Genomic DNA, 23,585 nt, shown 5'->3' on the forward strand with positions numbered 1-23,585 from the left:
GTGTCACCGCCACTTCATCACGCCCTGCCCGGGCGAGGTCAGCCACAACGCGCCATTGGCCGCGACCCTGGCGAACAGCGCGAACGGAAACGCCAGGCCCTGGTTCTGCGCCGTCCAGCCGGTGGCGCCGTCGGCGCTGGTGACCACGCCCTGGCTGGTGGTGGCGTAGCCGCCGGCATGCACCGCGCTGGAGCTGCCGAAATAGACGCGGCCGGTGCTGGCATTGACCGTCACGGTCCGGCCCTGGTCGTCGGCCCGCACCCGGGTCCAGCTCTGGCCGTAATCCGCCGACCGGTACAGGCCCTTGCCGGTGCCCTTGACCGCGACCCAGATGTTGCCGCCCCGGCTGGCCAGGTCCATCGGGCCGCTATAGGTCCAGACGTCGTGCAGCCAGTGCTGACCCGGGGTCCAGCCGCTGGTCATGGCGGCGGGCAGGGTCAACGCGCTCCAGGTGCCGGCGCTGCCGCCTTGCCACGAGCGGTAGACCGTGCCGGCCGACAGGGCCAGCACGCCGTTGGTGTCGGTGTAATAGATCCGGAAGCAGTCGTCGTTCGGGCAGTCCAGCACCTTTGCCCACGACACGCCGTCATCCTCGCTGAGATACACGTCGCCATTCACGGCGGCGTAGACCCAGCGGAAGTTGGCGGTGCTGTCGGGCGCCACGGTCAGCCCCTCCAGGCGCCGGATCGGGCTGGGCAGGCCCTGGGTGATGTTCTGCCAGGTCGCGCCCTTGTCCGCGCTCTTCACCAGGTACAGCGGCTCGTCGCAGGGCGTGCCGCAATTCTCCATATTGCCGCCCAGCTGGGCCCAGACCACATTGGCGCGGCTCGGATCCGCCGCCACGCTCAGGCTGTTGCCGCCCTTGCCGGCCCAGCCGCCGGTGTAGGCCGTCGCGTTCAGGCTGGTCCAGCCGAGACCGCCGTCGTCGGAGCGCCACAGGCCGAGATCCATGTAGCCGGCATAGACCGTGTTGGCGTCCGCCGCGCTCTGCTCGATCACGATCGGGACGACATTGTCGATGCCGCGCGAGCGCCACTTGCCGCTGACGGCGGTGGAGACGCGGTCGCTCCAGGTCTTGCCGCCATCGCCGCTGCCGTAGAGGAACTGGTTGTTGGTCCACAGCACGGTGTTCGCATTCGCCGGATTGGTGCCGATGGTCTGGCCCAGCCCCTGGTAGCTGAAGCCCATGCCCCAGACCTCATCGGCCTGGGACCAGCCGCCGCTGACGCTCAGGGTGTATTTGGTCCAGCTCGTCCCGGCGTTGCTGCTCTCCCACAGGAAGCTGCCATAGGTCCCGGCGGGGCGCAGGGCCTGATCGTCGAGGCCGACGACCCGGACATGGCTGGAATTGGCCGGGTCGGCCAGGATGATGCCGGACGGCGCCTGGGTGCCGGAGGTCACGAGCGTCCAGGAATATCCGGTCTCCAGCGACTTGTAGACCCGCGGCGCGTTGCCGGTCGCGGCGACCGTCGCATACATCAGGTTCAGGTTCGACGGGTCCTGGCCGTAGGCGATGTCGACCAGCTTGCCCTGCTGCGGATCCATCCGGGCGAAGGTGGCGCCGCCATCCGCGGAGAAATGGGCCTGGTAGACCACCGAGCTTTCCGGCGTGTCCGGAAACCGCCCGCGGCCGCTGACCGCCCAGACGCCGTCGGGATCCACCGGATGGGTGCGCAGCCCGGTGATGCGCAGATTGGCGGGCAGGTTGGACCCCGTCGCGCTCCAGGTCTGGCCGGCATCGTTGGAGCGGATGATGTAGGGGCTCAGGCTGTCCCACTGCGGATGCACCGCGGCGTAGATGATGTTCGGATCGGCCGACACGGCGATCGCGGCGATGTAGCCGGTGGCGTATTTCCGGCTGAAGCCGGTGCCGTTGCTGTTGCCGACGAACAGCCCGCCATCGGTGCCGACCAGCAGCTTGCCCGGGCGCGCCGCCAGCGACGCGATATGGGTGACGGTCAGCCCCTGGGCCGATCCGATCGCGGTCCAGGTGGCGCCGGCATCCTGGCTCAGATAGACGCCGCCGAGGTCCGAGCCGACGGCCCAGTACCCTTCGCTGGTCACCACGGGGGAGTTGAACGCGCCGCCGCCGCCGGGATTGCCCGGCTTCCAGGTGAGCTGCGCGTGGCCGAGGCCAGGCATGAACAGGAACAGCGCCGCCAGCAGGACGGCCATGAGTCTATGCTTCACCGGGTCCCCCTCCCGTTATGTGTCGATCGGGACCGTCACGCGCCCGCATGCGCAGAAAGGCTACACGCAGCCGCGGCCCCGAACGCCCCTCCGCACGAAACAATCTCTGTTGGATCCAGCGCCGCCAAACCAATCCGGCCTGCTGGAGGGCGGGGCTCGGAATCCCCGCCGCGAATCACTTCCTATATGTCGTTCCACGCCGACATATTCTTGCAACAGGCGCAAGTTCTGATCGTGCAAAGCCGACAAAATTCATATGAATTTCACGCGGGTGGCCGCCGCGCCGGGCGGCCGCTCCGTGCCACATGTCCCGCAGGCGTATCGAAGCCTGCTCAGATCTGCGCCGATCCGCCGTCGACGAACAGCTCGCTGCCGGTGACGTAGCTGCTCTCGTCCGACGCCAGGAACAGGGCCGCGGCGGCGGTCTCGCTCGGATCGCCGAGGCGGCCAAGCGGCGCCACGCTTTCAGAGTAGCGCAGCATCTCCTGCCGCTGCTCCTCGGTGGCCGTCAGACCATTCCACCCCGGCGTCGAGGTGGCGCCCGGCACCAGGACGTTCACCCGGATCCGGCGCGGCGCCAGGTCCTGGATCCAGCTCCGCGCGAAGTTCCGGATCGCGGCCTTGCTGGCGCTGTAGACGCTCATCGCCGGCGCGCCGGTGACGCCCGTGGTGGAGCCGGTGAGGATGACCGAGGCGCCGTCGCGCAGCAGCGGCAAGGCCTTCTGCACGGTGAACAGCGTGCCCTTCACATTGCTGGCGAAGATCGCGTCGTAATGGGCCTCGGTAATGTTCTGCAGGGGCAGGAACTCGCCATGTCCGGCATTGGCGACCAGGATGTCGATCGTTCCGGCCTCCTCGCCGATGATGGTGTAGAGTCTGTCGAGATCGGCGAGATTGCCGACGTCCCCCTGTACGCCCCGGGCATTCGTGCCGACCTCGCGCACGGCAGTATCGAGTTGCGCCTGCCGCCGGCCCGTCATGAAGACTCGGGCGCCTTCCCGCACGAAACGCTTCGCGATCGCGAGGCCGATGCCGCTGTTCGCGCCGGTGACCACGGCGACCTTGTCCTTGAGCCTGTCCATGTTTTGTCCTGGTTGCTGGAGGCGAGCGATGCGCTCGAGCCGAGGAGATGGTCTGGCACTTTCCATCGTGCTAGAACCTACCTGTTGGTAAGTATGGATGAATCATGGATCAGCGGCCGTTTTCCTGCGGGCTCGATGCGGTGCTCGCCGTGCTCGGCGGCAAGTGGAAGCCGCTGGTGTTGTTCCATCTGAACGGCGCGCCGCGCCGTTTCGGGGAACTGAGGAAGCTCGTCGCCGGGATCAGCGAGAAGGTGCTGATCCAGCAGCTGCGGGAGCTGACGCAGGACGGAATCCTGACCCGGACCGATCACCACGAGGTCCCGCCGCGCGTCGAATACGCGATGACGGAGTTCGGCCGATCCCTCGCCGCGACGCTGGTTCCGCTCTGCGCCTGGGGTGACGCGCATCGGGCCGAGATCGAGCGGATTCCCCGGCTTCAGCGGCTGTCGGCTTAGACTCCGCTCAGCCGAGCTGGCGACGGGCATTGGCAGATCGAGGTTCGGCGTCACGATCGTCCGGGCCTGGAGGCATCCTTACCCCCCATTCCGTTCATCGCTGGTGACCACACCATCAACCAGATGAACCCGCCGGTCCATCCGGGCCGTGAGGTCGATGTCGTGGGTCACCGCCACCACCGTCTTGCCGCGCTCATGCACCAGCGCCGAGAGGATGGCGAAGACCTGCTCCGAGCTGTGGGAATCGAGGCTGCCGGTCGGTTCGTCGGCCAGCAGCAGCGGCGGGTCGTTGGCCAGCGACCGCGCCACCGCCACGCGCTGGCGCTGGCCGCCGGACAACTGGTCCGGCCGCTTGCCGCGATGGTCGGCGAGGCCGAGCGCGTCGAGCAGGGCATCCGCCCGCTCGCGCATCTCCCGGGCGCCGAGGCGGCCGAGCTTGCGCATCGGGATCTCGACATTCTCCCGCGCCGTGAATTCCGGCAGCAGGAAGTGGAACTGGAAGACGAAGCCGATCGATTCCAGCCGCAGCCGGGCGCGGTCCCGCTCGCCCAGCGCCGATGCATCCTTCCCGGCGATGCTCAAGGTCCCGCCGGTCTGCCGGTCGAGCAAGCCGAGCAGGTAGAGCAGCGAGGATTTGCCGGAGCCGGAAGGGCCGGTGACCGCGACCAGCTCGCGCTCGCCGATCGCAAGCGACACGTCCTTGACCAGCGTCACCGGCACCGTCTCCGGCAGCACCCGGGTCAGGCCCTTGGCCTCGATGAGCGCGCTCATGTCGCCCCCCGGATGATGTCGACCGGGTTCAGCTTGGCCGCCTGGCGGGCCGGCAGGTAGCCGGCGATCCCGGCGGCGGCCAGGGCGAAGCCGGCGGCGATCAGATAGTGCCAGGGGCTCCAGGTCAGCGGCAGCTTGGTGATCTCGCGCCCCACCGTGCCGCCGGAGATGTGCAGCTCCACCTGCGACAGGCCGAAGCACAGGGCGAAGCCCAGCAGCCAGCCGGCCAGCGACCCGGCGAGGCCGAGCGCCAGCCCCTCCAGCAGGAACAGCCGGCGCATGTCCCGCGCCTCGAAGCCGAGCGACTTGAGGATGGCGATGTCGCGCGCCTTCTCATGGGTGATGGTCGAGACGATGTTGAAGATGCCGAAGCCGGCCACCAGCAGGATGGCGCCGACCACCGTGTACATGATGATGTTGCGGATGACGAAGGCCTCCAGCAGGGACTCGTTCGCCTCCTGCCAGGCCACCGCCTTGTAGCCGATCAGCGCCTCGGCCCGCTTGGCCACCGCCGGAGCCGCGTTCGGGTCGTCCAGCTTCAGCCGGATCTCGTTGATCGCGTTCGGCCGCTCGCTCAGGATCTGCGCGATCTTCAGGAGGACATAGCCCTCGCCCTCGTCGCGGGCGGTGACGCCGGTGTGGAACAGGCCGACGATCTTGACCGCGCGGCTCTGGCCGGTGGCGGAGACCAGGGTGACGGTGGTGCCGAGATCGGCGCCCAGCCGCTTCGCCAGGCTGTCCCCGACCACGATGTTGTTGCCGCCGGCGATCAGCGAATCGAAGCTGCCCTGGCGGAAATCCTGGGCGATCGAGGAGATTCGCGCTTCCTGCCGCGGCTCGACGCCGAAGATGCTGATGCCGATGTCCTGCCCGGCATAGCGGACCACGGCTTGGGTCTTCAGGCTTTTGGACATCTTTCCGGGGATCCAGGCGTTCAGCGCCGCCACCGCGGCGGTCGGGTTCAGGATGCCGCGCCGGTCGTCCCGTGGCCGCAGGCCGGCGATCGCGACCGCGTCGAATTCGTCCTCGGCCGGCTGGCGCGCCGCCGTGCGCCGCTCATCGGTGACCTGGACATGCGGCATGGTGTCGATCAGCTGGGCGACGAAATCATCCTCGCCGCCCTGCATCAGCGCCGCCATGGCGATCGAGAAGCCGACGCCCAGCGCCGTGCCCAGGATCGCGACCAGCGTCTGCCGGCCGCGGCCGACGATGTGGGTGACGGCGAGGTCGAGCAGCAGCCGCATGGCTCAGCCCCCCGGCGCCACCCGGGCGCCGTCGGCCAGCGCCTCGGGGAAGGGGGTGATCACCCGGTCGCCCTCGGCCAGGCCGGACCGCACCTCGATGTCGCGGATGCCGCGGATGCCGGCCGCGATCGTCCGGCGCCGGGCCCGGCTGTCGCCATCGACCACGAAGACGGCGTCGCCGTTGGTGGCCTCGGTCGGGACCAGGAGCGCGTTCGGCACCGTGCGGTTGACGATGTTGACGTCGACCGTCATGCCGATCCGCAACGGCGTGTCGTCCGGCAGGGCCAGGCGCACGCGATAGGTCTTGGCCACCGGATCGCCCTTCGGCGTGATGCTGTCGACCGTGGCCGGCAGCGCCTTGCCGGGGAAAGCGTCGGCGCGCAGCAGCGCTTTCTGCCCGACGGCGACCAGGGGGATGTCCTCCTCGTTGACGTCGGCGATGACCCAGAGCGGCTTCGGCTCGCCGACCCAGAACAGGATGGTGCCGGGGTCGACGATCTCGCCGACTTCGCCATCCTTGCGCAGCACCAGGCCGCGCATCGGCGCGCGCAGGACGTAGTTCTCCAGCTTCGCGGTCTGGCCGGCGATCAGCGCCTCCAGTTGCGACAGCTCGCTGCGCGCCTGGTCCAGCGCCTGGACGCTGGCGACGGCGCGGCCGGCCAGGACCAGCTGCCGCTCGTGCTCGGCCGAGGCCAGCTTGTGCCGTGCCTTCAGCTCGGCCAGCGTCGCCTCGGCCTCGCGGCTGTCCAGCCGGGCCAGCTCGGCCCCGGGCTCGACCGGCTCGCTTTCGCAGTCGCACATCGCCGTGATCCGCTCCTGGACCATCGGCGTCACCTTCGCCCAGATGCGCGGCTCGATCACGCCGGTGGCGTAGACGATCTGCGCCGCCTCGCCACGCTTGAGCGTAACGGTCGCGACCGCGGCGGGGCGGCCGAACAGCCAGAAAGCGGCGCCGGCGATCAGCGCGAGCACCAGGACGGCGGACAGGATGCGGACGGTCTTCAACTGCGGCTCCGGAAGCGGCGAGTCGGCGAGAATATATATACGAGACAGTATCGTTTCGATATATGATTCGAGCGAAGGCATGGAGGGCTCGATGTGACGACAGCGAAATCCGGGGACAGGCGGGCGCCGGGGCGGCCGCGCAGCCGGGCGGCGGAGGAGGCGATCCTGAAGGCGGCGCTGGCGCTGTTCCTGGATCATGGCGTCGAGGGTGCCAGCATCGAGCGCATCGCCAAGCGGGCCGGGGTCGGCAAGACCACGATCTACCGGCGCTGGTCGTCCAAGGAGGAGCTGCTGGCCCAGGCGATCGGCCGGGTGCGCGAGGATGCCGAGCGCGACATGGGCGTCACCGATTTCCGCGACTTCGCCGAGCTGCCGCTGGGCCCGACGCTGCATCGGATGATGGAGGCGGGCGCCGAGCTGATGGCGAGCGACGACAACCGCAAGCTGCTGGCCCGGCTGATCGGCTCGGTGCAGAGCCATCCGCGGCTGCTGGCGATCTATTGGGAGACCTATCTGCGGCCGCGGCGCGAGGCCTTCGGGGTGATGCTGGACCAGGCGAAGATGCGCGGTGAGCTGTCGGCCTCGGCCGACACCGCCATGCTGCAGGACATGATGGGCGGCGCCATGCTGCACCGCCTGCTGATCGACCCGGCCCCGCCGACCGCCGAGGATCTGCGCGCCTATCTCGCCCGGCTGCTGCAGCAGCTCGGGCTGACGGAGGCGAAGGGGTAGGGCTGACGGTTCCTCACCGTCATTGCGAGGAGGCGAAGCCGACGAAGCAATCCAGGAGCCGGTGCGAGCGGCCCTGGATTGCTTCGCTGCGCTCGCAATGACGGTGTTGGATTCTGAAAGGATCTCCACATCCCGACAGGTCCTTGCTCGTCAGATGCTTCAAGCTTAAAGTATCTCACAGGAGGGACGGCATGACGATAACGGCATCCCTGGACGGGCGGCACGCCCTGGTCACCGGCGGCGGCAGCGGCATCGGCGCCGCGGTCGCGGCGGCGCTGACGGCGCGGGGCGCAACGGTGACCGTGCTGGGCCGGACCGAATCCCGTCTGGCCGGGACCGTCGCCGCCGGCAAGGCCGGCGCCTATGCCGTTGCCGACGTCACCAAGCCGGATAAGCTTGAAGCCGCCATCGCGCGGCTGGCATCCGAGCACGGCCCGGTCGACATCCTGGTCAACAATGCCGGGGCGGCGGAAAGCGCGCCCTTCGCCCGCACCGACCGGGCGCTGTGGGACCGGATGATCGGCCTCAACCTCGGCGCGGTGTACGAGACCACGCGGCTGGTGCTGCCCAGCATGGCCGAGCGCGGCTGGGGCCGGGTGATCAGCATCGCCAGCATCGCCGGGCTGACCGGCTTCCCCTATGTCGCCGCCTATTGCGCCGCCAAGCACGGCGTCATCGGGCTGACCCGGGCGCTGGCCCGCGAATTCGCGACCAAGGGCGTGACCGTCAACGCCGTCTGCCCGGGCTACACCGACACCGAACTGGTGCAGGGCGCCGTCGCCCGGATCGAAGGCAAGACCGGCCGCAGCCCCGACGAGATCCGGGCCGAGCTGATCCGCGGCAACCCGCAGGGCCGCCTGATCCAGCCGGAGGAGGTGGCGGCCGCCGTCGCCTGGCTGGCCGGGCCGGAGGCGGCGAGCGTCAACGGCATCGCGCTGCCGGTCGCCGGCGGCGAGGTCATGTGAGGCCGGACATGTGGGTTTCGAACCATTCTTTTCTTCGTCATTCCCGCGAAAGCGGGAATCTCGATGTCGTCGTCACCGGCCCGAACCGGAGGGAGATCCCCGCTTTCGCGGGGATGACGACGGTTTTTGGATTTTCTCGTGACTGAGGCCGTGATGACAGCCATCGCCGTTGCTTCCCCCTTGGCGACCTACCGGGCGCAGCACGTCCTGTGGTCGGTCGAGGGCAAGGTGGCGACGATTACCCTGAACCGGCCGGAGCGGAAGAATCCGCTGACCTTCGACAGCTATGCCGAGCTGGTGGCGCTGTTCCGCGCCCTGGCCGCCGATACCGAAATCAAGACGGTGGTGGTCACCGGGGCCGGCGGCAATTTCTGCTCCGGCGGCGACGTGTTCGAGATCATCGCGCCACTGCTCGACCGCGACATGGCCGGGCTGCTGGAATTCACCCGCATGACCGGCGACCTGGTCAAGGCGATGCGCGCCTGCCCGCAGCCGATCGTGGCCGCGGTCGACGGCGTCTGCGCCGGGGCCGGGGCGATCCTGGCGATGGCGTCGGATCTGCGCCTCGGCACCGCGCGCAGCCGCACCGCCTTCCTGTTTACCCGGGTCGGCCTGGCCGGCTGCGACATGGGTGCCTGCGCCATCCTGCCCCGCATCATCGGCCAGGGACGGGCGTCGGAGCTGCTGTACACCGGCCGCAGCATGGATGGGGCGGAGGCCGAGCGCTGGGGCTTCCTGAACCGGCTGGTCGAGCCCGAGGCGCTGCTGGGCGAGGCGACGGCGCTGGCCCGGTCGCTGGCCGACGGCCCGACCTTTGCCCACGCCATGACCAAGCGGATGCTGCACCAGGAATGGGACATGGGCGTCGACCAGGCGATCGAGGCCGAGGCCCAGGCCCAGGCGGTGTGCATGCAGACCCGCGACTTCCGCCGCGCCTATGAGGCCTTCGCCGCCAAGTCCCGGCCGGTGTTCGAGGGGAACTAGGCGATGCCGGACCGCAGCTTCCTCGACTGGCCGTTCTTCGAGGATCGCCACCGCGCCTTGGCGGCGGAACTCGACGCCTGGGCCGGCGCCACGCTGCCCGGGCTGGTCGACCATTACGACGTCGACGGCTCCTGCCGCCGGCTGGTGGCGGCTTTGGGCCGGGACGGCTGGCTGCGCCATGCGGTACCGGCCAGCCATGGCGGCGCGTCGGAGCGGCTGGACGTGCGCAGCCTGTGCCTGATCCGCGAGACCCTGGCCCGGCATGAGGGCCTCGCCGATTTCGCCTTCGCCATGCAGGGGCTAGGCACCGGCCCGGTCACGCTGTTTGGTTCGGACGCGCTGAAGGACCGGATCCTGCCGCCGGTCCGCGACGGCCGCGCCATCGCCGCCTTCGCTTTGTCGGAGCCCGAGGCCGGCTCCGACGTCGCCGCCACCGGCACCACGGCGGTGCCGGACGGGCCCGACGCGGTGCGGATCGATGGCGAGAAGACCTTCATCTCCAATGGCGGCATCGCCGATCACTACGTCGTCTTCGCCCGCACCGGCGAGGCGCCGGGCGCCCGCGGCCTGTCCGCCTTCCTGGTGCCGGCCACGGCGCCCGGCCTGACGGTGGCGGAGCGGATCGAGGTGATCGCGCCGCACCCGCTGGCCAGGCTGCGCTTCGAGGGCTGCCGCGTGAAGCTGGAGGACCGCATCGGCGGGGCGGGGGAGGGGTTCAAAGTGGCGATGGCGACGCTGGACGTGTTCCGTTCCACCGTCGGCGCCGCGGCGCTGGGCTTCGCCCGCCGGGCGCTGGACGAGGCGCTGGGCCGGGCCCGCGGCCGCAGGATGTTCGGCGGGGTGCTCGGCGACCTGCAGCTCAGCCAGGCGGCGCTGGCCGAGATGGCGACCGAGATCGACGCCAGCGCGCTGCTGGTCTACCGCGCCGCCTGGGCCAAGGACCGCGGCGCCGCGCGGGTCACGCGCGAGGCGGCGATGGCCAAGATGTTCACCACCGAGGCGGCGCAGCGCGTGATCGACCGGACGGTGCAACTGTTCGGCGGCCTCGGCGTCACCCGCGGCGTCAAGGTCGAGGAGCTGTACCGCGAGATCCGCGCCCTGCGCATCTATGAGGGCGCCACCGAGGTCCAGAAGATCGTCATCGCCCGCCAACTGCTGGCGGAAACGGAATGACGGCCGAAGAAACGGGAGAGGCGAGATGGAGACGAAGAGCGCGCATGTCGACAGCTTCGCCCGCGACAACCTGCCGCCGCGGGAGCAATGGCCGGAGTTCCGTTTCACCCTGCCGGCGCTGCAATACCCGGCGCGGCTGAACTGCGTCGCCGAGCTGCTGGACCGGCACGTCGCCGAGGGGCATGGCGAGAGGCCCTGCCTGATCGCGCCGGGCGTCGAATGGTCCTATGCCGAGCTGCTCGACCGGGTGGACCGGATCGCCCGGGTGCTGGTGCGGGACTCCGGCCTGGTGCCGGGCGACCGCGTGCTGCTGCGGTCGGCCAACAACCCGATGATGGTCGCCAGCTACCTGGCGGCGCTGAAGGCCGGGGCGGTGGTGGTCGCCACCATGCCGCTGCTGCGCGCCAAGGAACTGGCCTTCATGATCGAGAAGGCCCGCGTTCGCGTCGCCATCTGCGACGCCCGGCTGCTGCCTGATCTGGAGACGGCGCGAACCCAGGCCCCGGTGCTGGAGCACATCGTGGCCTTCGGCGGTGGCACCGATTCCGACCTCGAGGCCCGCATGGACATGGCGCCGGGCGGCTTCGCGCCGGTCGACACGGCGGCGGAGGATATCTGCCTGATCGGCTTCACCTCCGGCACCACCGGGGTGCCGAAGGGCACGATGCACAACCACCGCGACCTGCTGGCGATCTGCGACGCCTATTCCCGCCAGGTGCTGCAGCCGAACGAGTCCGACCGCTTCATCGGCAGCCCGCCTCTGGCCTTCACCTTCGGGCTGGGCGGGCTGGTGCTGTTCCCGATGCGGGCCGGCGCCTCCACCGTGCTGCTGGAGCGCGCGTCGCCGGCGGAGCTGCTGGACGGCATCGAGCGCTTCCGCCCGACCATCTGCTTCACCGCCCCCACCGCATACCGCGCCATGCTGGCGCAGCGGCCGGGGCGCGGCCTGACCAGCCTGCGCCGCTGCGTCTCGGCCGGCGAGGCGCTGCCCGCCGCCACCTTCGAGGCCTGGCGCGACGCCACCGGCATCGAGATCACCGAGGGCATCGGCGCCACCGAGATGCTGCACATCTTCATCGCCTCCCGCCCCGGCGCGGTGCGGCCGGGATCGACCGGCACGGTGGTGCCGGGCTATGAGGCGAAGATCGTCGACGACGATTTCAACGAGGTTCCGGCGGGCCAGGCCGGGCGGCTGGCGGTGCGCGGCCCGACCGGCTGCCGCTACCTCGCCGACGACCGCCAGCGCGCCTATGTCCAGGACGGCTGGAACCTGACCGGCGACACCTATCGCCGCGATGCCGACGGCTATTTCTGGTACCAGGCGCGGTCGGACGACATGATCGTCTCCTCCGGCTACAACATCGCCGGGCCGGAGGTGGAGAACGCGCTGCTGACCCATCCGGCGGTGCAGGAATGCGGCGTGGTCGGCGTGCCCGACCCGGACCGCGGCCAGGTCGTGAAGGCCTATGTCGTGCTGAAGCCCGGCCACGCGCCCGACGCCGCGACCCGCAAGGCGCTGCAGGACCATGTGAAGGCCGAGATCGCGCCCTACAAATACCCCCGCGCGGTCGAGTTCCTGGAGCGGCTGCCGCGCACCGAGACCGGCAAGCTGCAGCGCTTCCAGCTGCGCCGCATGGCCACCGAAGCTCCAGCGAAGGTCTCATGAACGACACCCGCCGCGCCCCGCTCCCTGCCGGCGACCTGCCGGCCGCAGCTTTCACCGCCCGGCAGCCGATCCGGTTCGAGCATTGCGACACCGCCGGCATCGTCTTCTTCGCCCGCTACTTCACCATGATGCAGGGCGCGGTGGAGGAATGGTTCGCGGCCGAGCTGGGCCTCGACTATGCCGACATCATCCAGCACCACCGGGTCGGCCTCGGCTATGTCCGGGCCGAATGCGATTACGTGAAGCCGGCGCGGCTGGGCGATGTGTTGAGCCTGACCCTGCTGGTCGAGCGGGTCGGCCGCAGCTCGATCGGCCTGGCCTTTCACGGCCATCGCGTCGGCGAGCCGGTGCTGGTGGGGCGGCTGGTGCTGGTGACCACGGATATCAACGAGACGGCGTCGATCCCGATCCCGGCGGACATCCGGGACGCGGTGGACTCCTATCAGCGGAGATGCGCGACGTGACGATGATCGATCAGCCGGCCGCTGACGGCCTGGTGACGCTGCAGCCGGAAGGCTGGCCGGCGCCGAAGGGCTATGCCAACGGTATGATGGGGCGCGGCCAGGTGGTCTTCGTCGGCGGCCAGATCGGCTGGGATGCGGAAGGCCGCTTCGCCGACGGCATGGTCGGCCAGATCGCCCAGGCGCTGCGCAACATCCTGGCGGTGCTGGCCGCGGCCGGCGCCGGCCCGCAGCACATCGCCCGGCTGACCTGGTATGTCACCGACATGGAGGCCTACCGCGCCAACCTGAAGCCGCTCGGCCGCGCCTATCGCGAGGTGATGGGCGCGCATTACCCGGCGATGGCGGTGATGCGGGTGGTCGAGCTGGTGGAGCGCGAGGCGCTGGTCGAGATCGAAGCCACCGCCGTGCTGCCGGAGTGATGGGGATGGCCGCCCTCCGCTATGGCGACCCGGACTGGTGCGAGCGGGAGTACAACCCGCGGGTCACCGTGCCGGACATGGCCGTCGTCTTCGGCCGCTGGCTCGAGACCGCCGCGGCGACGCGGGCGCGGCTGCCGCACCAGACGGGCATCGCTTATGGCGCGGATCCGCGCGAGACGCTGGACCTGTTTCGGGCCGACCGGCCGCGCGGCGCCGTGGTGTTCATCCATGGCGGCTACTGGCGTGCCTCCTCCAAAGACGAGGTGTCTTGGGCCGCCGCGGCGCTGGTGCCGGCCGGCTTCACCACGGTGGTGCTGAACTATCCGCTGTGCCCGCAGACCACGGTCGCCGGCATCGCCGAAAGCTGCCGCCGGGCCATCGCCTTCGCCTGGACCACTCTGCTGGGCGAGGCCGAGCGGCGCTGCCTGATCGTCAGCGGCCATTCCGCCGGCGGCTACCTGACGGCATCGATGCTGGCGACCGACTGGCCGGTGCGCGGCCTGCCMGTGGCGCCCTTCGCCGGCGGCCTGTCGATCTCCGGCGTGTTCGACCTGCGGCCGCTGCTGCGCACCAGCATGAACGAGCTGATCCGCCTGACGCCGGAGCAGGCCTCTGGCTGGAGCCTGCACGAGACGCCGCAGCCGGCGTCGGGCGCGCCGCTGGAACTGCTGGTCGGCGGCGACGAGCCGGCGGAGTTCCACCGCCAGTCGGCGCTGATGGCGGCGGCCTGGCCGGGCCTCGCCCGCGCGCCGACCGCGGTGCCGGGCCGGCACCATTTCGACGTGGTCGAGCAGATCGGCCATCACGGCAACCCGGTCTTCGACGCGGTGCTGCGGCTGGCGCGCTAACTGGAGATCGGCTGATCGCCGCTCATGTCAGGAAACGGTCCTCCTGACCCGGCACCGGCAGCATGCAGCTGTCGCTGCGGCCGAACAGGCGCAGGCGGTTGCGCGCCAGCAGCCCATACAGCCGTTCGCGCCAGCCGAAGGGCAGGACCAGCAGCGCCGACACGAGCGACCAGGGGAAGCCGAGGCCGAGCGCGGTCCGGATCACGCTTTCCGACTTCAGCCAGGCGACGCCGTCGGCCAGCAGGATGTTGGTCTCGAAATCCTCGGGGTCGAGCCCGTAATGGACATACAGCGCGCGGCCGGTGCGGGACTGCGCCGGCAGCAGCCGGAACCGCTTCGCCGTGTCGTGCTTCAGGATGAACCGGGCCCAGCCGGAGCACAGGACGCAATGGCCGTCGAAGATGATCACCGGTCGGTCGTCGGGGAAGGCCGGCACCGCCGGATCTTGCCGCCAGCTATAAGGTTCGCGCTCGATCATGCCGCTCCGGCCCGCCTGATTGCTGCCGGGTAGAAAGGCTAGGGCATCGGCCGGGCGGGCGCGCTGCGGCGGATTGTCGGCGGATCAAGGCGAGGCGGACTGGACGATATTTCCTTGATCCGAAGCGGAAGGACGGGTCGACTATCCGCAAAACTGATCGGGAGGACTGCATGGCGACGTCGCTGGCCGATTATGTCCGCCAGATGGCCCGCAACAACGCCTGGGCCAATGCCCGGCTGCACGCGGCCTGCCTGCGGTTGACGCCGGAGGAGTTCGCGGCGCCGCGCACCGGCTTCTTCCCGTCGCTGCGGCGGACCCTGAACCACATCCTGATCGTCGATCGTTCCTACCTGGCCGATCTGACGGGCGCCGGCCGGCGCTATCCGGTCGACCCGGTCCCCTATCCCGATGCGGTCGACCTGGCCGCGGCCCAAGCCCGGATCGACCGCGATCTGGTGGAATTCTGCGACGGGCTGGACGAGGCCGGCCTCGACCGGGTGGTACCGATCGACCGCCGCGACGGGGTCGCCTATCGCGAGACGGTCAGCGCCATCCTGGCGCACCTGTTCCAGCATCAGATCCACCATCGCGGCCAGGCCCATGCCATGCTGTCCGGCACCCGGGTGGCGCCGCCGCAGCTCGACGAGTTCTTCCTCGCCTCCGACGCGCCGCGGCGCGAGGCCGAGCTGAGGCGGTTGGGGCTGGAGCGGCGATAGGCCGGATCAGGCGCTGGCGTCCCGGCCCAGCTGCGCCTCGACCAGCGCCTCGGCGGCCCAGACGATGGCGCGGCCGGGGCCGGCGCGGCCGGGCAGGGTCTGGCTGATCGCATAGGCGCCCTCGACCAGCAGCACCAGCCCGTCGGCCAGCGACTGGGGATCGGGCGCGCCGAGCGCCTCGGCCAGGCGCAGCATCCGGCGGCGCAGCTCGCGCTTGTTCTCCTCCGACACGCGGCGGCCGGGGTGGCTCGGCTCCGGGAACTCGGTGGCGTCGTTGGTGAAGGGGCAGCCGCGATAATCCGGTGCGGTGGTGCGGTCGGCCAGGTACTCCATCATCGCCCGCAGCTGCGCCCGCGGATCGCCCTCATGCTTGGCGAAGGCGCGATCCCAGCGCTGCCAATAGGCGGCATTGCGATCCTCGAGATAGGCGACGATCAGGTCGTCCTTCGACGGGAAGGCGCGGTACAGGCTGATCTTCGCCACCCCCGCCTCCTTGGCGATCGCGTCGACCCCGACCGCGCGGATGCCCTGGCGGTAGAAGAGGTCGTCGGCCGCTGCGAAGATCCGGTCGCGCGCCCGCTTCGGCGCAGCCTCGGGGATCGGGGTGGTGCTCGTCTCCGTCATCGCGGAACCCTTGACATGTAACCGATCGGTTCGTACCTCTTCACAACCGACGAACCGATCGGTTACATTTGGGCCTGAGCGCGGCCTTTGTCCACCCGGATCCGGAAAGGGATCATCGATGACCGCCCTTGTCGCGCGCCTGCTGTCAGGCCGAGCGCATTACGGTTGGATCGCCGCGGCGGTCGCCTTCTTCGTACTGCTCGCCGCCGCCGGCGTCCGGGCCACGCCCAGCGTGCTGATCGTGCCGCTGGAGCAGGCCTTCGGCTGGAGCCGCGAGACCATCTCCTTCGCCATCGGCGTGAACATCTTTCTCTACGGCCTGATGGGACCCTTCGCCGCGGCGGCGATGCAGCGCTTCGGCATCCGCCCGGTGATCATCTTCGCCCTGGCAGTGCTGGCCGCCGCCGTGTCCGGCTCGACGCTGGTCACGCAGGAATGGCAGCTGGTGCTGACCTGGGGCCTGTTCGTCGGCTTCGGCAGCGGCATCGCCGCGATGGTGTTCGGCGCCACCATCGTCAACCGTTGGTTCCAGGAGCGGCGCGGCCTGGTCATGGGCCTGCTGACCGCCAGCACCGCCACCGGGTCGCTGGTGTTCCTGCCGATCCTGGCCGCGGTGGCCGAGAATTACGGCTGGCAGTCGGTGGCCTGGGTGGTGGCCGGTGCGGTCGCGGCGATGATTCCGGTGGTCTTCCTGCTGCTGCCGGAGCGGCCGCAGGATGTCGGCCTGTCGCGGCTGGGCGAGGCGCCGGGCGCGGCGCCTGCGGTGGCCACCGGCAACCCGATCCTCACCGCCTTCCGCATCCTCGGCCGGGCCTCGAAGAAGCGCGACTTCTGGCTGCTGGCCGGCAGCTTCTTCGTCTGCGGCCTGACCACCAACGGGCTGATCGGCACCCATCTGATCGCCGCCTGCATGGACCAGGGCATTCCGGCCACCACCGGCGCCGGCCTCCTGGCCGCCATGGGCATCTTCGACCTGATCGGCACCACCGCCTCGGGCTGGCTGTCGGATCGCTATTCCAGCCGCAAGCTGCTGTTCTGGTATTACGGGCTGCGCGGCCTGTCGCTGATCTACCTGCCCTTCTCCGGCTTCAGCTTCTACGGCCTGTCGGTCTTCGCCGTGTTCTACGGCCTCGACTGGATCGCCACCGTGCCGCCGACGTTGAAGCTGACCAACGACGCCTTCGGCAAGGACGACGCGCCGGTGGTGTTCGGCTGGATCGCCGCGTCGCACCAGGTCGGGGCCGCCACCGCCGCCTTCGGCGCCGGAGTGGTCCGCACCGCCATGGACGGCTATCTCCTGGCCTTCCTGGTCGCCGGGGTGATCTGCGTCGGCACCGCCTTCATGGTGCTGGCGATCGGCCGCGGCCAGCGCCCGGCCACGGGCCGGCTGGTCGAAGCCACCGCCTGATCCGGGCCGCCGGGGCGGGGGAAGCCCTGTCCCGGCGGTTCGAGGGGTGGTCATCCGCCGCGGCCCGCGGCAGTCTCTCCGGCAACGAATCGGTGTTCGGGGAGAGGCTTCATGGCGGACAACTGCGCCCAGGCGATCATCGACGCCTTTACCCGCAGCGGCGTGGACACCGCCTTCGGCATCCCCGGCGTGCACACGCTCGAACTATACCGCGCCCTCGGCCGCAACGGGCTGCGCCATGTCGCCGTGCGGCACGAGCAGGGGGCGGCCTTCATGGCCGACGGCCATGCCCGGGCCAGCGGCCGCCCGGCGATCTGCGTGCTGATCACCGGCCCCGGCCTGCTCAACGCCGCCACCGGCATCGGCCAGGCCTATTCCGACAGCGTGCCGATGGTGGTGCTGTCCACCGTCAACGCCCGCCCGGATCTCGGCCTCGGCCGCGGCGAGCTGCACGAGATGCGCAACCAGCGCCTGGCGATGGAGGGGCTGGTCGCCTCCGCCCTCACCGTGATCGATCCGTCCCAGGCCCGCGCCGTGGCCGATCTCAGCCTGGCCCGGATGAGTCTGGGCCGGCCGCGGCCGGTCTATATCGAGCTGCCGCTCGACATCGCCACGGCCGAGGCGCCCGCGGATGCCGGCGGGTTGCCGGCGCTGCCGCTGCCGGCCCCGAACCCGGCGGCGCTGGTCCAGGCGGCCGAGTTGCTGCGCGGCGCCGAGCGGCCGCTGATCCTGCTCGGCGGCGGTGCGGTCGGGGCGTCTGCCGCGGCCCGGCGCCTGGCGGCGAGCCTGGGCGCCGTCGTCGCCTGCTCGATMGCCGGCAAGGGAATCGTGCCCGACGACGATCCGCATTCGATCGGCTCGCGCATCGGCACGGGCGAGGGGCAGCGGCTGATCGGCGAGGCCGATGTCGTGCTCGCCGTCGGCACCGAGCTGGCGCTGAACGACCGTTGGTCGCCGCTGCGCCTGCCGGCCGCGCTGATCCGGGTCGACCTCGACCCCGACGTTCTGGTGCGCGATCACCGGCCGGCGGTGCCGCTGCTCTGCGACGCCGGGCAGGCGCTGGAGGGGCTGGCCGCGGCGCTGTCCGACCTGCGCGGCCGTGCCGTCTGGGCTGGCGACCTCGGGCCGGTGCGGCAGGCCGCTGACACGGCTGAGTTCGGCGACAAGCCCGGCCATCTGGCGTTCCTGGCCACGCTGCGCGACGCGCTGCCGGACGACGCGGTGGTGGTCTCGGACATGACCCAGATCGCCTATACCGGCAATGTCGTGTTCCCGGCGCGGCAGCCGCGCGGCTGGCTGCACCCGGTCGGCTTCGGCACGCTGGGCTATGCCCTGCCGGCGGCGATCGGGGCCAAGCTGGCGCGGCCGGATGCGCAGGTGGTGGCGCTGGCCGGCGACTACGGGCTCGGCTTCACCTGCCAGGAGCTGGGGACGGCCGCCGATCTCGGTCTCGGCCTGCCGGTCGTGGTCTGGAACAACCGCGGCCTGGGCCAGATCGCCTATGGCATGGACAAGGCCGGGATCGATCGGCTGGGCGTCGACATCGACCCGCCGGCCTTCGACGCCATGGCCGCGACCTATGGCTGCGGCTATGCCGCGGTCGACGACCCGCGCCACCTGCCGCAGCGCCTGGCCGCCGCCTTCGAGGACAGCAAGCCGACCCTGATCGAGGTCGCGGCCGGATAGGAACCAGCCTTCGCCGCCGGCCGTTCCCCGAATAGATGGTCCGCGTCCCGCGGCCGTCCATCTGACCAGGGAGAGCGGCATGACCGAACGTCTCGACGGACGCAGGATCGCCGTGCTCGTCGCCCACGGCTTCGAGCAGGTGGAGATGACCGAGCCGGTCAAGGCCTTGAAGCAGGCCGGCGCCAGGGTCGACATCGTCAGCCCGGAAGCCGTGCAGGTGACCGGCCACAAGCATCTCGACAAGGGCGACAGCTTCCCGGTCGACGTGCCGCTCGATCAGGCCGCGTCCGAGGGCTATGACGGCCTGCTGATCCCGGGCGGCGTGCACAGCCCGGACCGGCTGCGCACCGACAAGAAGGCGCTCAGCTTCGTCCGCGCCTTCTTCGAAGCCGGCAAGCCGGTGGCGGCGATCTGCCATGGGCCGCAGCTGCTGATCAGCGCCGGGGTGGTCGAGAACTGCGAGATGACCGGGTACAAGGCGATCCAGATCGATCTGCGCAATGCCGGCGCCACGGTCTATGACCGCGAGGTGGTGGTCGACCAGGGCGTGGTCACCAGCCGGTCGCCGGACGACCTCCCGGCCTTCAACGCCAGGATGGTCGAGGAATTCGCCGAGGGCGAGCACAGCGGCCGGATGGCCGGCTGAGAGGCCGTGCATTGCCTCTCCCGCTTGCGAGAACCTGTTCAGAACAGCGATCCATCCCTTTGCCGTCATTCCCGCGAAAGCGGGAATCTCCTTCCGGTCAAAGCGTGACGAGATCCCCGCTTTCGCGGGGATGACGGGTTGGGGAATTCTGAAACGCCCTGGCATGCGGGGAACACCACGCACACGGCTCCGGCCACGGCGACCGGTGCTCCGGTCAGCCGTGCCGGTGGATGTGGGCGAGCATCTGCAGGTGGTCTGCCAGGCGTTGCGCTCGTTGTCCTGGCGGCGGCGTTCGGCTCGTCCGACATCGGCCGATCAGGGCGGGCCGCGGGGGCGGAGCGGGATCGGGCGCGGCCGTGGCGGGCGGGCCGGTGGCGGTGGCCGGCCGATCGTCCCCGGGCGCCGGGACGAGTTCCCGGTTCCGGTTGAAGACTCGCCGGTGGCGAGGGTGTGCATGCGGCGCCCGCCCTTCGGGCCGGCGCCTGAATCATCAGTCCCGGACTTCGTCGCGGCGGCAGGCCCACCGGCCGGAGGAGTCCCGGAGGGCGGGAGGCCGAGGGCCCGGCACAGGCTGGCGATCAGGGCCTCGATCGGCAGGGCGGTGTCGGCGAGGTCGACGTCGATGCGCTCGTCCTCGGTCAGTTTTTCGCGGAGCTCGGCGGTCAGCCGCTCCTGGGCGTCGGCGTCGGGAACCGCGGCGATGGCGGCGGCGACGCCCTGGGCGATGGCTTGGCGCCGATCGTCCTTCTCGTCCTGCCGGGTCTTCCGCCGGGCTTCGGCCTCGCGCTGGGCCTGCTCCCGCTGCTGGCGCAGCCTGGCCTTGAGCGCGATGGCGCGGCGGATGCCGAGGAACAGGCTGCTGAAGCGGGTCTCGGCGTCCCCGGCGCGATCCAGATCGCCAGCCGTGAGGGCGGCGAGGGCCAGGGCGTGAAAGCCGCGGGCCAACTCCTCCGCGAGCGCCATCAGCTCGGTCAGCATCGCGGCGTCGGCCTCGATCGCACCCGGCCACCGGCGCAGCTTGAGCGCGACGGCGCGGCGGATGGCGAGGAAGAGAGTGCTGAAGCGGCTTTCGGCCTTGCCGGCGCGGTCGAGATCGCCGGCTGCAAGGGCGGCGATCGCCTCGGACTGTAAGGTCCGGGCCAGCTCCAAAGCGAGCTTGGTCAGCCCGGACAGCAGCTCGGTCTCCCGCTCGTCCGTGGACGGCGAAGCGGCGGAGGGAGTCTCGGCTGAGGAGGGATCGACCATTCCTGAATTAGAACAAAAGAAGAACATATAGTCAAGAGGAATCACCTCCCGATTGAATCATCATGGCAAGGTCGGGGCTATCCGACCTCTCCCGCCCCGTGAGAACAACCCCCAAAAGTCGTCATCCCCGCGCAAGCGGGGATCTCGTAACGCTTTGACCGGAAAGAGATTCCCGCTTCCGCGGGAATGACGATGAGAGGAGAGGTCGCTGTTGTGAGAAGGTCCCGCCCCGCGGGAGAGGCAATATGAGAACTATCGCTGCCGTTCGCGGCGGATTGCAGCGAGGCGCGCGGCCACGGCAGGGTCGGCCAGCGCCTCGCCGGCCGGCCGGTCCAGCCGCCGGCGCCAGTTCGGGTATTCGTCGATCGTGCCGGGCAGGTTCGGTTGCTGCTCCAGCCCCAGCACATCCTCCAGCGGCACCAGCGCCAGCCGCGACGGGCTGCGGGCGACGAAGCGCAGCGCCGCATCGACCACCGGGCCGGCTTCTTCCGGCACCGGACCGGCGCCGATTGCCTGCCACAACCGGCCGCGGTCGGCCGCGCGCTGCGCCCTCTCCGCCGCGCCGCCATCCTCGTATTGGCCGAGTTCCGCCCGCGCGGCGATGTCGGTGTTGCGCCACCAGCCGGCTACCGGCGGCAGGTCGTGGGTCGAGCTCATGGCCACCGCTCCGGCGTCCCAGCGCTCGACCGGCTTGAAGCCGTCGCCGTCGCGCTCGAACGGCAGCACCCGCATGCCCGCGACACCATGGTCTGCCAGCGTGTCGGCGAAGCCCCAGGGCAGGGTGCCAAGGTCCTCGCCGATCACCACGGCACGATGGCGATGCGATTCCAGCGCCACCAGGCGCAGCAGGTCCTCCACCGGATAGGTCAGATAGGCGCCCTCGGTCGGCGACATCCCGTCCGGCACCAGCCACAGCCGGGCCAAGCCCATGACATGGTCGATGCGGATGCCGCCGGCATGGCGCAGCGTCGCCCGCAGCGTGTCCAGGAACGGGGCGAAGCCGGTCTCGACCATCGCCCGCGGCGAGATCGCCGCGAGCATCCAATTCTGGCCATCGGCGTTGAAGGCGTCGGGCGGCGACCCGATGCTGGCGCCGCCCAGCACGTCGGACGGGCGGCTCCAGGCATGGCTGCCGGTGGCGTCCATGCCGACGGCCAGATCGGCGATCAGGCCGATGCGCAGCCCGGCCGAGCGGGCCCCGGCCTGGGCGGCGGAAAAGGCGCGGTCGGCCAGCCACTGCAGGAACAGGTGGAAGCGGACCTCGCGGTCATGCGCCACCGCGAACTCCGCCACCGCGGCGCCGGCGGGTTCGCGCAGCGCCGCCGGCCAGCGGCGCCAGTCGCGGTCGGTGGGATCGGCGGCCAGGCGGGCGGCCTGCAGCGCCTCGAACCGGGCATGGTCCTGCAGCAGGTCTCCGCCGGCCTGCACGAAGCCGGCGAAATCCTCGGCCAGACCGCTGCCAACGGCGGGGTCGAAGCCGTCGAACAGGGCCCGGAACAGCGCCAGCTTGGCCCGCGCCGCCTCCGGCCAGTCGATCAGCGCCGCGGCCTCGGCCTGCCGCATCACCTCGGCGACGCCGGCCGTCCGGATGGCGGCGTCGACCCGGCCCTGGCCGAACAGCGCGGCGGGATCGGCCAGCAGCGGATTCAGGAACAGGCGGCTGGACGGGGAGTAGGGGCCGAAGCGCTCCGGCTCGGCCGTGAACAGGGCGTGGGTCGGGCTCAGCGCCAGCGCGTCGGCACCGGCGCGGCCGGCCGCCCGGGCCAGATCGGCGATGCCGCGGCTGTCGCCGATGCCGCCGTCGCCAAGTCCATCGGAACCATTCCGCCGCAGCCCGTAGATCTGCGCCGCCAAGCCCCACATCCGGCCGCCGCGGGCGACCTGGTCCAGGCCGAAGCAGCGCGGCGGTGCCACCGCAAGAGTGATCTCGCGGTCGCGCAGCTGCAGCCGGTGATAGCCGGCCCGGTCGATCGGCGGCACCCAGCAGCGTCCGTCATCGCCCGGATATACGGTGATCTCGGCTCGCTCCCCCGTCTCCAGGACCAGGATGGCGGCGCCGGTGCCTGCCGCTGGCGACAGGGGGATCGACTGGCCGGTCACACCGGTGACCAGCGGCGGCACGGAAACGGCCGGCTCGTCGGCACCGATCAGCGCCAGCAGCCGCTCCAGCGTCTCCGGCGCCACGCTGCGGGTCTGGCCGGTGACGTCGGTCCAGTCGGGCGCGATGCCGGCCCGGCGGGCCCGGTCGCGCAGGGCGTCCGCGAGATCCAAGAGCAAGACCCTTCCATTGAGCGCGCCGGTCCGATGGCACGGCCGTGATCATATGGAGCCGGATCTCGGATGGGAAAGGCTATGCCGGGGGAAACGGTCCCTCGGACTCAAAATCCCGCGTCCGCAGCGGCGCCTGGCGCCGTGCGGAGCACGGGATCGAAACCATCGGCCGCGGCCCGGAAGGGCCCGGCCTCCCGATATGGCGGATCAGGCCAGGGTCAGCGAGCGCGGCATCGCCACGCTGCGGGTGCGGCGGCGCTCCACCACCACGGCGCTGCCGGTGTTCGACCGGATGGTCGAGGTGATGCGCAGGGTCGACTTCTTCGCCATCTCCGCCGCCTGGGCGTCGGCCGCGGCGCGCACGTCGTCCAGCGACTGGCCGCTCAGCTCGGCGGCGATCTGCAGCCGCTCCTCGAAGTCGGCGGTCAGCCCTTCGGCGGCATACAGCGCGTCTTCCATCGTCGGCAGTTCGCGCTTGGTGACGTAGCGGACATTCTTGACGGCAGGCATGGA

23 protein-coding genes are annotated in these 23,585 nt (G+C 70.6%); 13 read left to right on the top strand and 10 right to left on the bottom strand.

The genetic code is table 11. The features are described 5' to 3' along the window. Positions 1–3: 3 nt before the first annotated feature. Positions 4–2,190: a hypothetical protein gene (locus tag AB4Z01_RS11635; RefSeq protein WP_441693607.1), complete on the bottom strand. Its 2,187-nt coding sequence runs from the start codon at positions 2,188–2,190 to the stop codon at positions 4–6. A 332-nt stretch (positions 2,191–2,522) separates the two neighbouring features. Then, the gene (locus AB4Z01_RS11640) at positions 2,523–3,272 is read right to left on the bottom strand and encodes an SDR family NAD(P)-dependent oxidoreductase (protein ID WP_441693609.1); all 750 of its coding nucleotides are present in this window, start codon (positions 3,270–3,272) and stop codon (positions 2,523–2,525) included. Between the two features lie 104 nt (positions 3,273–3,376). Between AB4Z01_RS11640 and AB4Z01_RS11645 the strand changes: the two genes are divergently transcribed. Then, positions 3,377–3,727, top strand: coding sequence for a winged helix-turn-helix transcriptional regulator (locus AB4Z01_RS11645; protein ID WP_441693611.1), 351 nt, complete (start codon positions 3,377–3,379; stop codon positions 3,725–3,727). Positions 3,728–3,805: 78 nt separating this feature from the next. Here AB4Z01_RS11645 and AB4Z01_RS11650 read toward each other — a convergent pair whose 3' ends face one another. Genes AB4Z01_RS11650 through AB4Z01_RS11660 form a run of 3 tightly spaced genes read right to left on the bottom strand, consistent with a single transcriptional unit; the run spans position 3,806 to position 6,747 of the window. Beyond that, positions 3,806–4,498 (bottom strand): ABC transporter ATP-binding protein, encoded by a 693-nt coding sequence (locus AB4Z01_RS11650; RefSeq protein ID WP_441693613.1) that lies wholly within the window; start codon positions 4,496–4,498, stop codon positions 3,806–3,808. Then, positions 4,495–5,742 (bottom strand): ABC transporter permease, encoded by a 1,248-nt coding sequence (locus tag AB4Z01_RS11655; protein WP_441693615.1) that lies wholly within the window; start codon positions 5,740–5,742, stop codon positions 4,495–4,497. Before AB4Z01_RS11655 ends, AB4Z01_RS11650 begins: the two co-directional genes overlap by 4 nt. 3 nt (positions 5,743–5,745) lie before the next feature. After that, the gene (locus AB4Z01_RS11660) at positions 5,746–6,747 is read right to left on the bottom strand and encodes an efflux RND transporter periplasmic adaptor subunit (RefSeq protein ID WP_441693617.1); all 1,002 of its coding nucleotides are present in this window, start codon (positions 6,745–6,747) and stop codon (positions 5,746–5,748) included. A 93-nt stretch (positions 6,748–6,840) separates the two neighbouring features. On the opposite strand from AB4Z01_RS11660, the gene AB4Z01_RS11665 reads away from it, so the two are divergent. The 8 genes from AB4Z01_RS11665 (at position 6,841) to AB4Z01_RS11700 (ending at position 13,998) form a co-directional block, all read left to right on the top strand. Next, positions 6,841–7,479: a TetR/AcrR family transcriptional regulator gene (locus AB4Z01_RS11665; protein WP_441693619.1), complete on the top strand. Its 639-nt coding sequence runs from the start codon at positions 6,841–6,843 to the stop codon at positions 7,477–7,479. A gap of 191 nt (positions 7,480–7,670) precedes the next feature. Beyond that, a complete protein-coding gene (locus AB4Z01_RS11670; protein WP_441693621.1) occupies positions 7,671–8,444 on the top strand; it encodes an SDR family NAD(P)-dependent oxidoreductase in 774 nt (257 codons plus the stop codon). Positions 8,445–8,597: 153 nt separating this feature from the next. After that, the gene (locus tag AB4Z01_RS11675; RefSeq protein ID WP_441693623.1) at positions 8,598–9,428 is read left to right on the top strand and encodes an enoyl-CoA hydratase family protein; all 831 of its coding nucleotides are present in this window, start codon (positions 8,598–8,600) and stop codon (positions 9,426–9,428) included. Positions 9,429–9,431: 3 nt separating this feature from the next. Continuing rightward, entirely contained in the window at positions 9,432–10,601 is a 1,170-nt protein-coding gene (locus AB4Z01_RS11680) for an acyl-CoA dehydrogenase family protein (RefSeq protein WP_441693625.1), read from the top strand. Between the two features lie 25 nt (positions 10,602–10,626). Continuing rightward, entirely contained in the window at positions 10,627–12,267 is a 1,641-nt protein-coding gene (locus tag AB4Z01_RS11685) for a benzoate-CoA ligase family protein (RefSeq protein ID WP_441693627.1), read from the top strand. Then, positions 12,264–12,731, top strand: a complete 468-nt coding sequence (locus tag AB4Z01_RS11690) for an acyl-CoA thioesterase (protein ID WP_441693629.1) — start codon at positions 12,264–12,266, stop codon at positions 12,729–12,731. Before AB4Z01_RS11685 ends, AB4Z01_RS11690 begins: the two co-directional genes overlap by 4 nt. A 2-nt stretch (positions 12,732–12,733) precedes the next feature. Beyond that, the gene (locus AB4Z01_RS11695) at positions 12,734–13,150 is read left to right on the top strand and encodes a RidA family protein (protein WP_441693712.1); all 417 of its coding nucleotides are present in this window, start codon (positions 12,734–12,736) and stop codon (positions 13,148–13,150) included. A gap of 5 nt (positions 13,151–13,155) precedes the next feature. Next, positions 13,156–13,998: an alpha/beta hydrolase gene (locus tag AB4Z01_RS11700; RefSeq protein WP_441693631.1), complete on the top strand. Its 843-nt coding sequence runs from the start codon at positions 13,156–13,158 to the stop codon at positions 13,996–13,998. Positions 13,999–14,020: 22 nt separating this feature from the next. On the opposite strand, the gene AB4Z01_RS11705 is transcribed toward AB4Z01_RS11700, so the two are convergent. Continuing rightward, positions 14,021–14,476: a thiol-disulfide oxidoreductase DCC family protein gene (locus AB4Z01_RS11705; protein ID WP_441693633.1), complete on the bottom strand. Its 456-nt coding sequence runs from the start codon at positions 14,474–14,476 to the stop codon at positions 14,021–14,023. A 170-nt stretch (positions 14,477–14,646) separates the two neighbouring features. Between AB4Z01_RS11705 and AB4Z01_RS11710 the strand changes: the two genes are divergently transcribed. Then, positions 14,647–15,192: a DinB family protein gene (locus AB4Z01_RS11710; protein WP_441693635.1), complete on the top strand. Its 546-nt coding sequence runs from the start codon at positions 14,647–14,649 to the stop codon at positions 15,190–15,192. A 6-nt stretch (positions 15,193–15,198) separates the two neighbouring features. On the opposite strand, the gene AB4Z01_RS11715 is transcribed toward AB4Z01_RS11710, so the two are convergent. Beyond that, the gene (locus AB4Z01_RS11715) at positions 15,199–15,816 is read right to left on the bottom strand and encodes a TetR/AcrR family transcriptional regulator (protein ID WP_441693637.1); all 618 of its coding nucleotides are present in this window, start codon (positions 15,814–15,816) and stop codon (positions 15,199–15,201) included. 118 nt (positions 15,817–15,934) lie between these two features. Between AB4Z01_RS11715 and AB4Z01_RS11720 the strand changes: the two genes are divergently transcribed. From AB4Z01_RS11720 to AB4Z01_RS11730, 3 genes are all read left to right on the top strand, one after another. Continuing rightward, positions 15,935–17,224, top strand: a complete 1,290-nt coding sequence (locus AB4Z01_RS11720) for an MFS transporter (RefSeq protein ID WP_441693639.1) — start codon at positions 15,935–15,937, stop codon at positions 17,222–17,224. A gap of 111 nt (positions 17,225–17,335) precedes the next feature. Next, positions 17,336–18,910, top strand: a complete 1,575-nt coding sequence (locus AB4Z01_RS11725) for a 5-guanidino-2-oxopentanoate decarboxylase (protein WP_441693641.1) — start codon at positions 17,336–17,338, stop codon at positions 18,908–18,910. A gap of 79 nt (positions 18,911–18,989) precedes the next feature. Next, complete coding sequence (locus AB4Z01_RS11730; RefSeq protein ID WP_441693643.1) at positions 18,990–19,556, top strand: type 1 glutamine amidotransferase domain-containing protein; 567 nt, start codon at positions 18,990–18,992, stop codon at positions 19,554–19,556. A gap of 315 nt (positions 19,557–19,871) precedes the next feature. Here AB4Z01_RS11730 and AB4Z01_RS11735 read toward each other — a convergent pair whose 3' ends face one another. From AB4Z01_RS11735 to AB4Z01_RS11745, 3 genes are all read right to left on the bottom strand, one after another. Next, on the bottom strand, positions 19,872–20,801 hold the full coding sequence (locus tag AB4Z01_RS11735) for a hypothetical protein (protein WP_441693644.1): 930 nt from the start codon (positions 20,799–20,801) through the stop codon (positions 19,872–19,874). Between the two features lie 252 nt (positions 20,802–21,053). Continuing rightward, positions 21,054–23,072: a 4-alpha-glucanotransferase gene (malQ, locus tag AB4Z01_RS11740; RefSeq protein ID WP_441693646.1), complete on the bottom strand. Its 2,019-nt coding sequence runs from the start codon at positions 23,070–23,072 to the stop codon at positions 21,054–21,056. Between the two features lie 207 nt (positions 23,073–23,279). Further along, positions 23,280–23,582, bottom strand: a complete 303-nt coding sequence (locus AB4Z01_RS11745) for a hypothetical protein (RefSeq protein ID WP_429232007.1) — start codon at positions 23,580–23,582, stop codon at positions 23,280–23,282. Positions 23,583–23,585 lie beyond the last annotated feature (3 nt).

The sequence above is a fragment of the Inquilinus sp. YAF38 genome (genome assembly GCF_052113205.1).
Lineage (GTDB): Bacteria > Pseudomonadota > Alphaproteobacteria > DSM-16000 > Inquilinaceae > Inquilinus.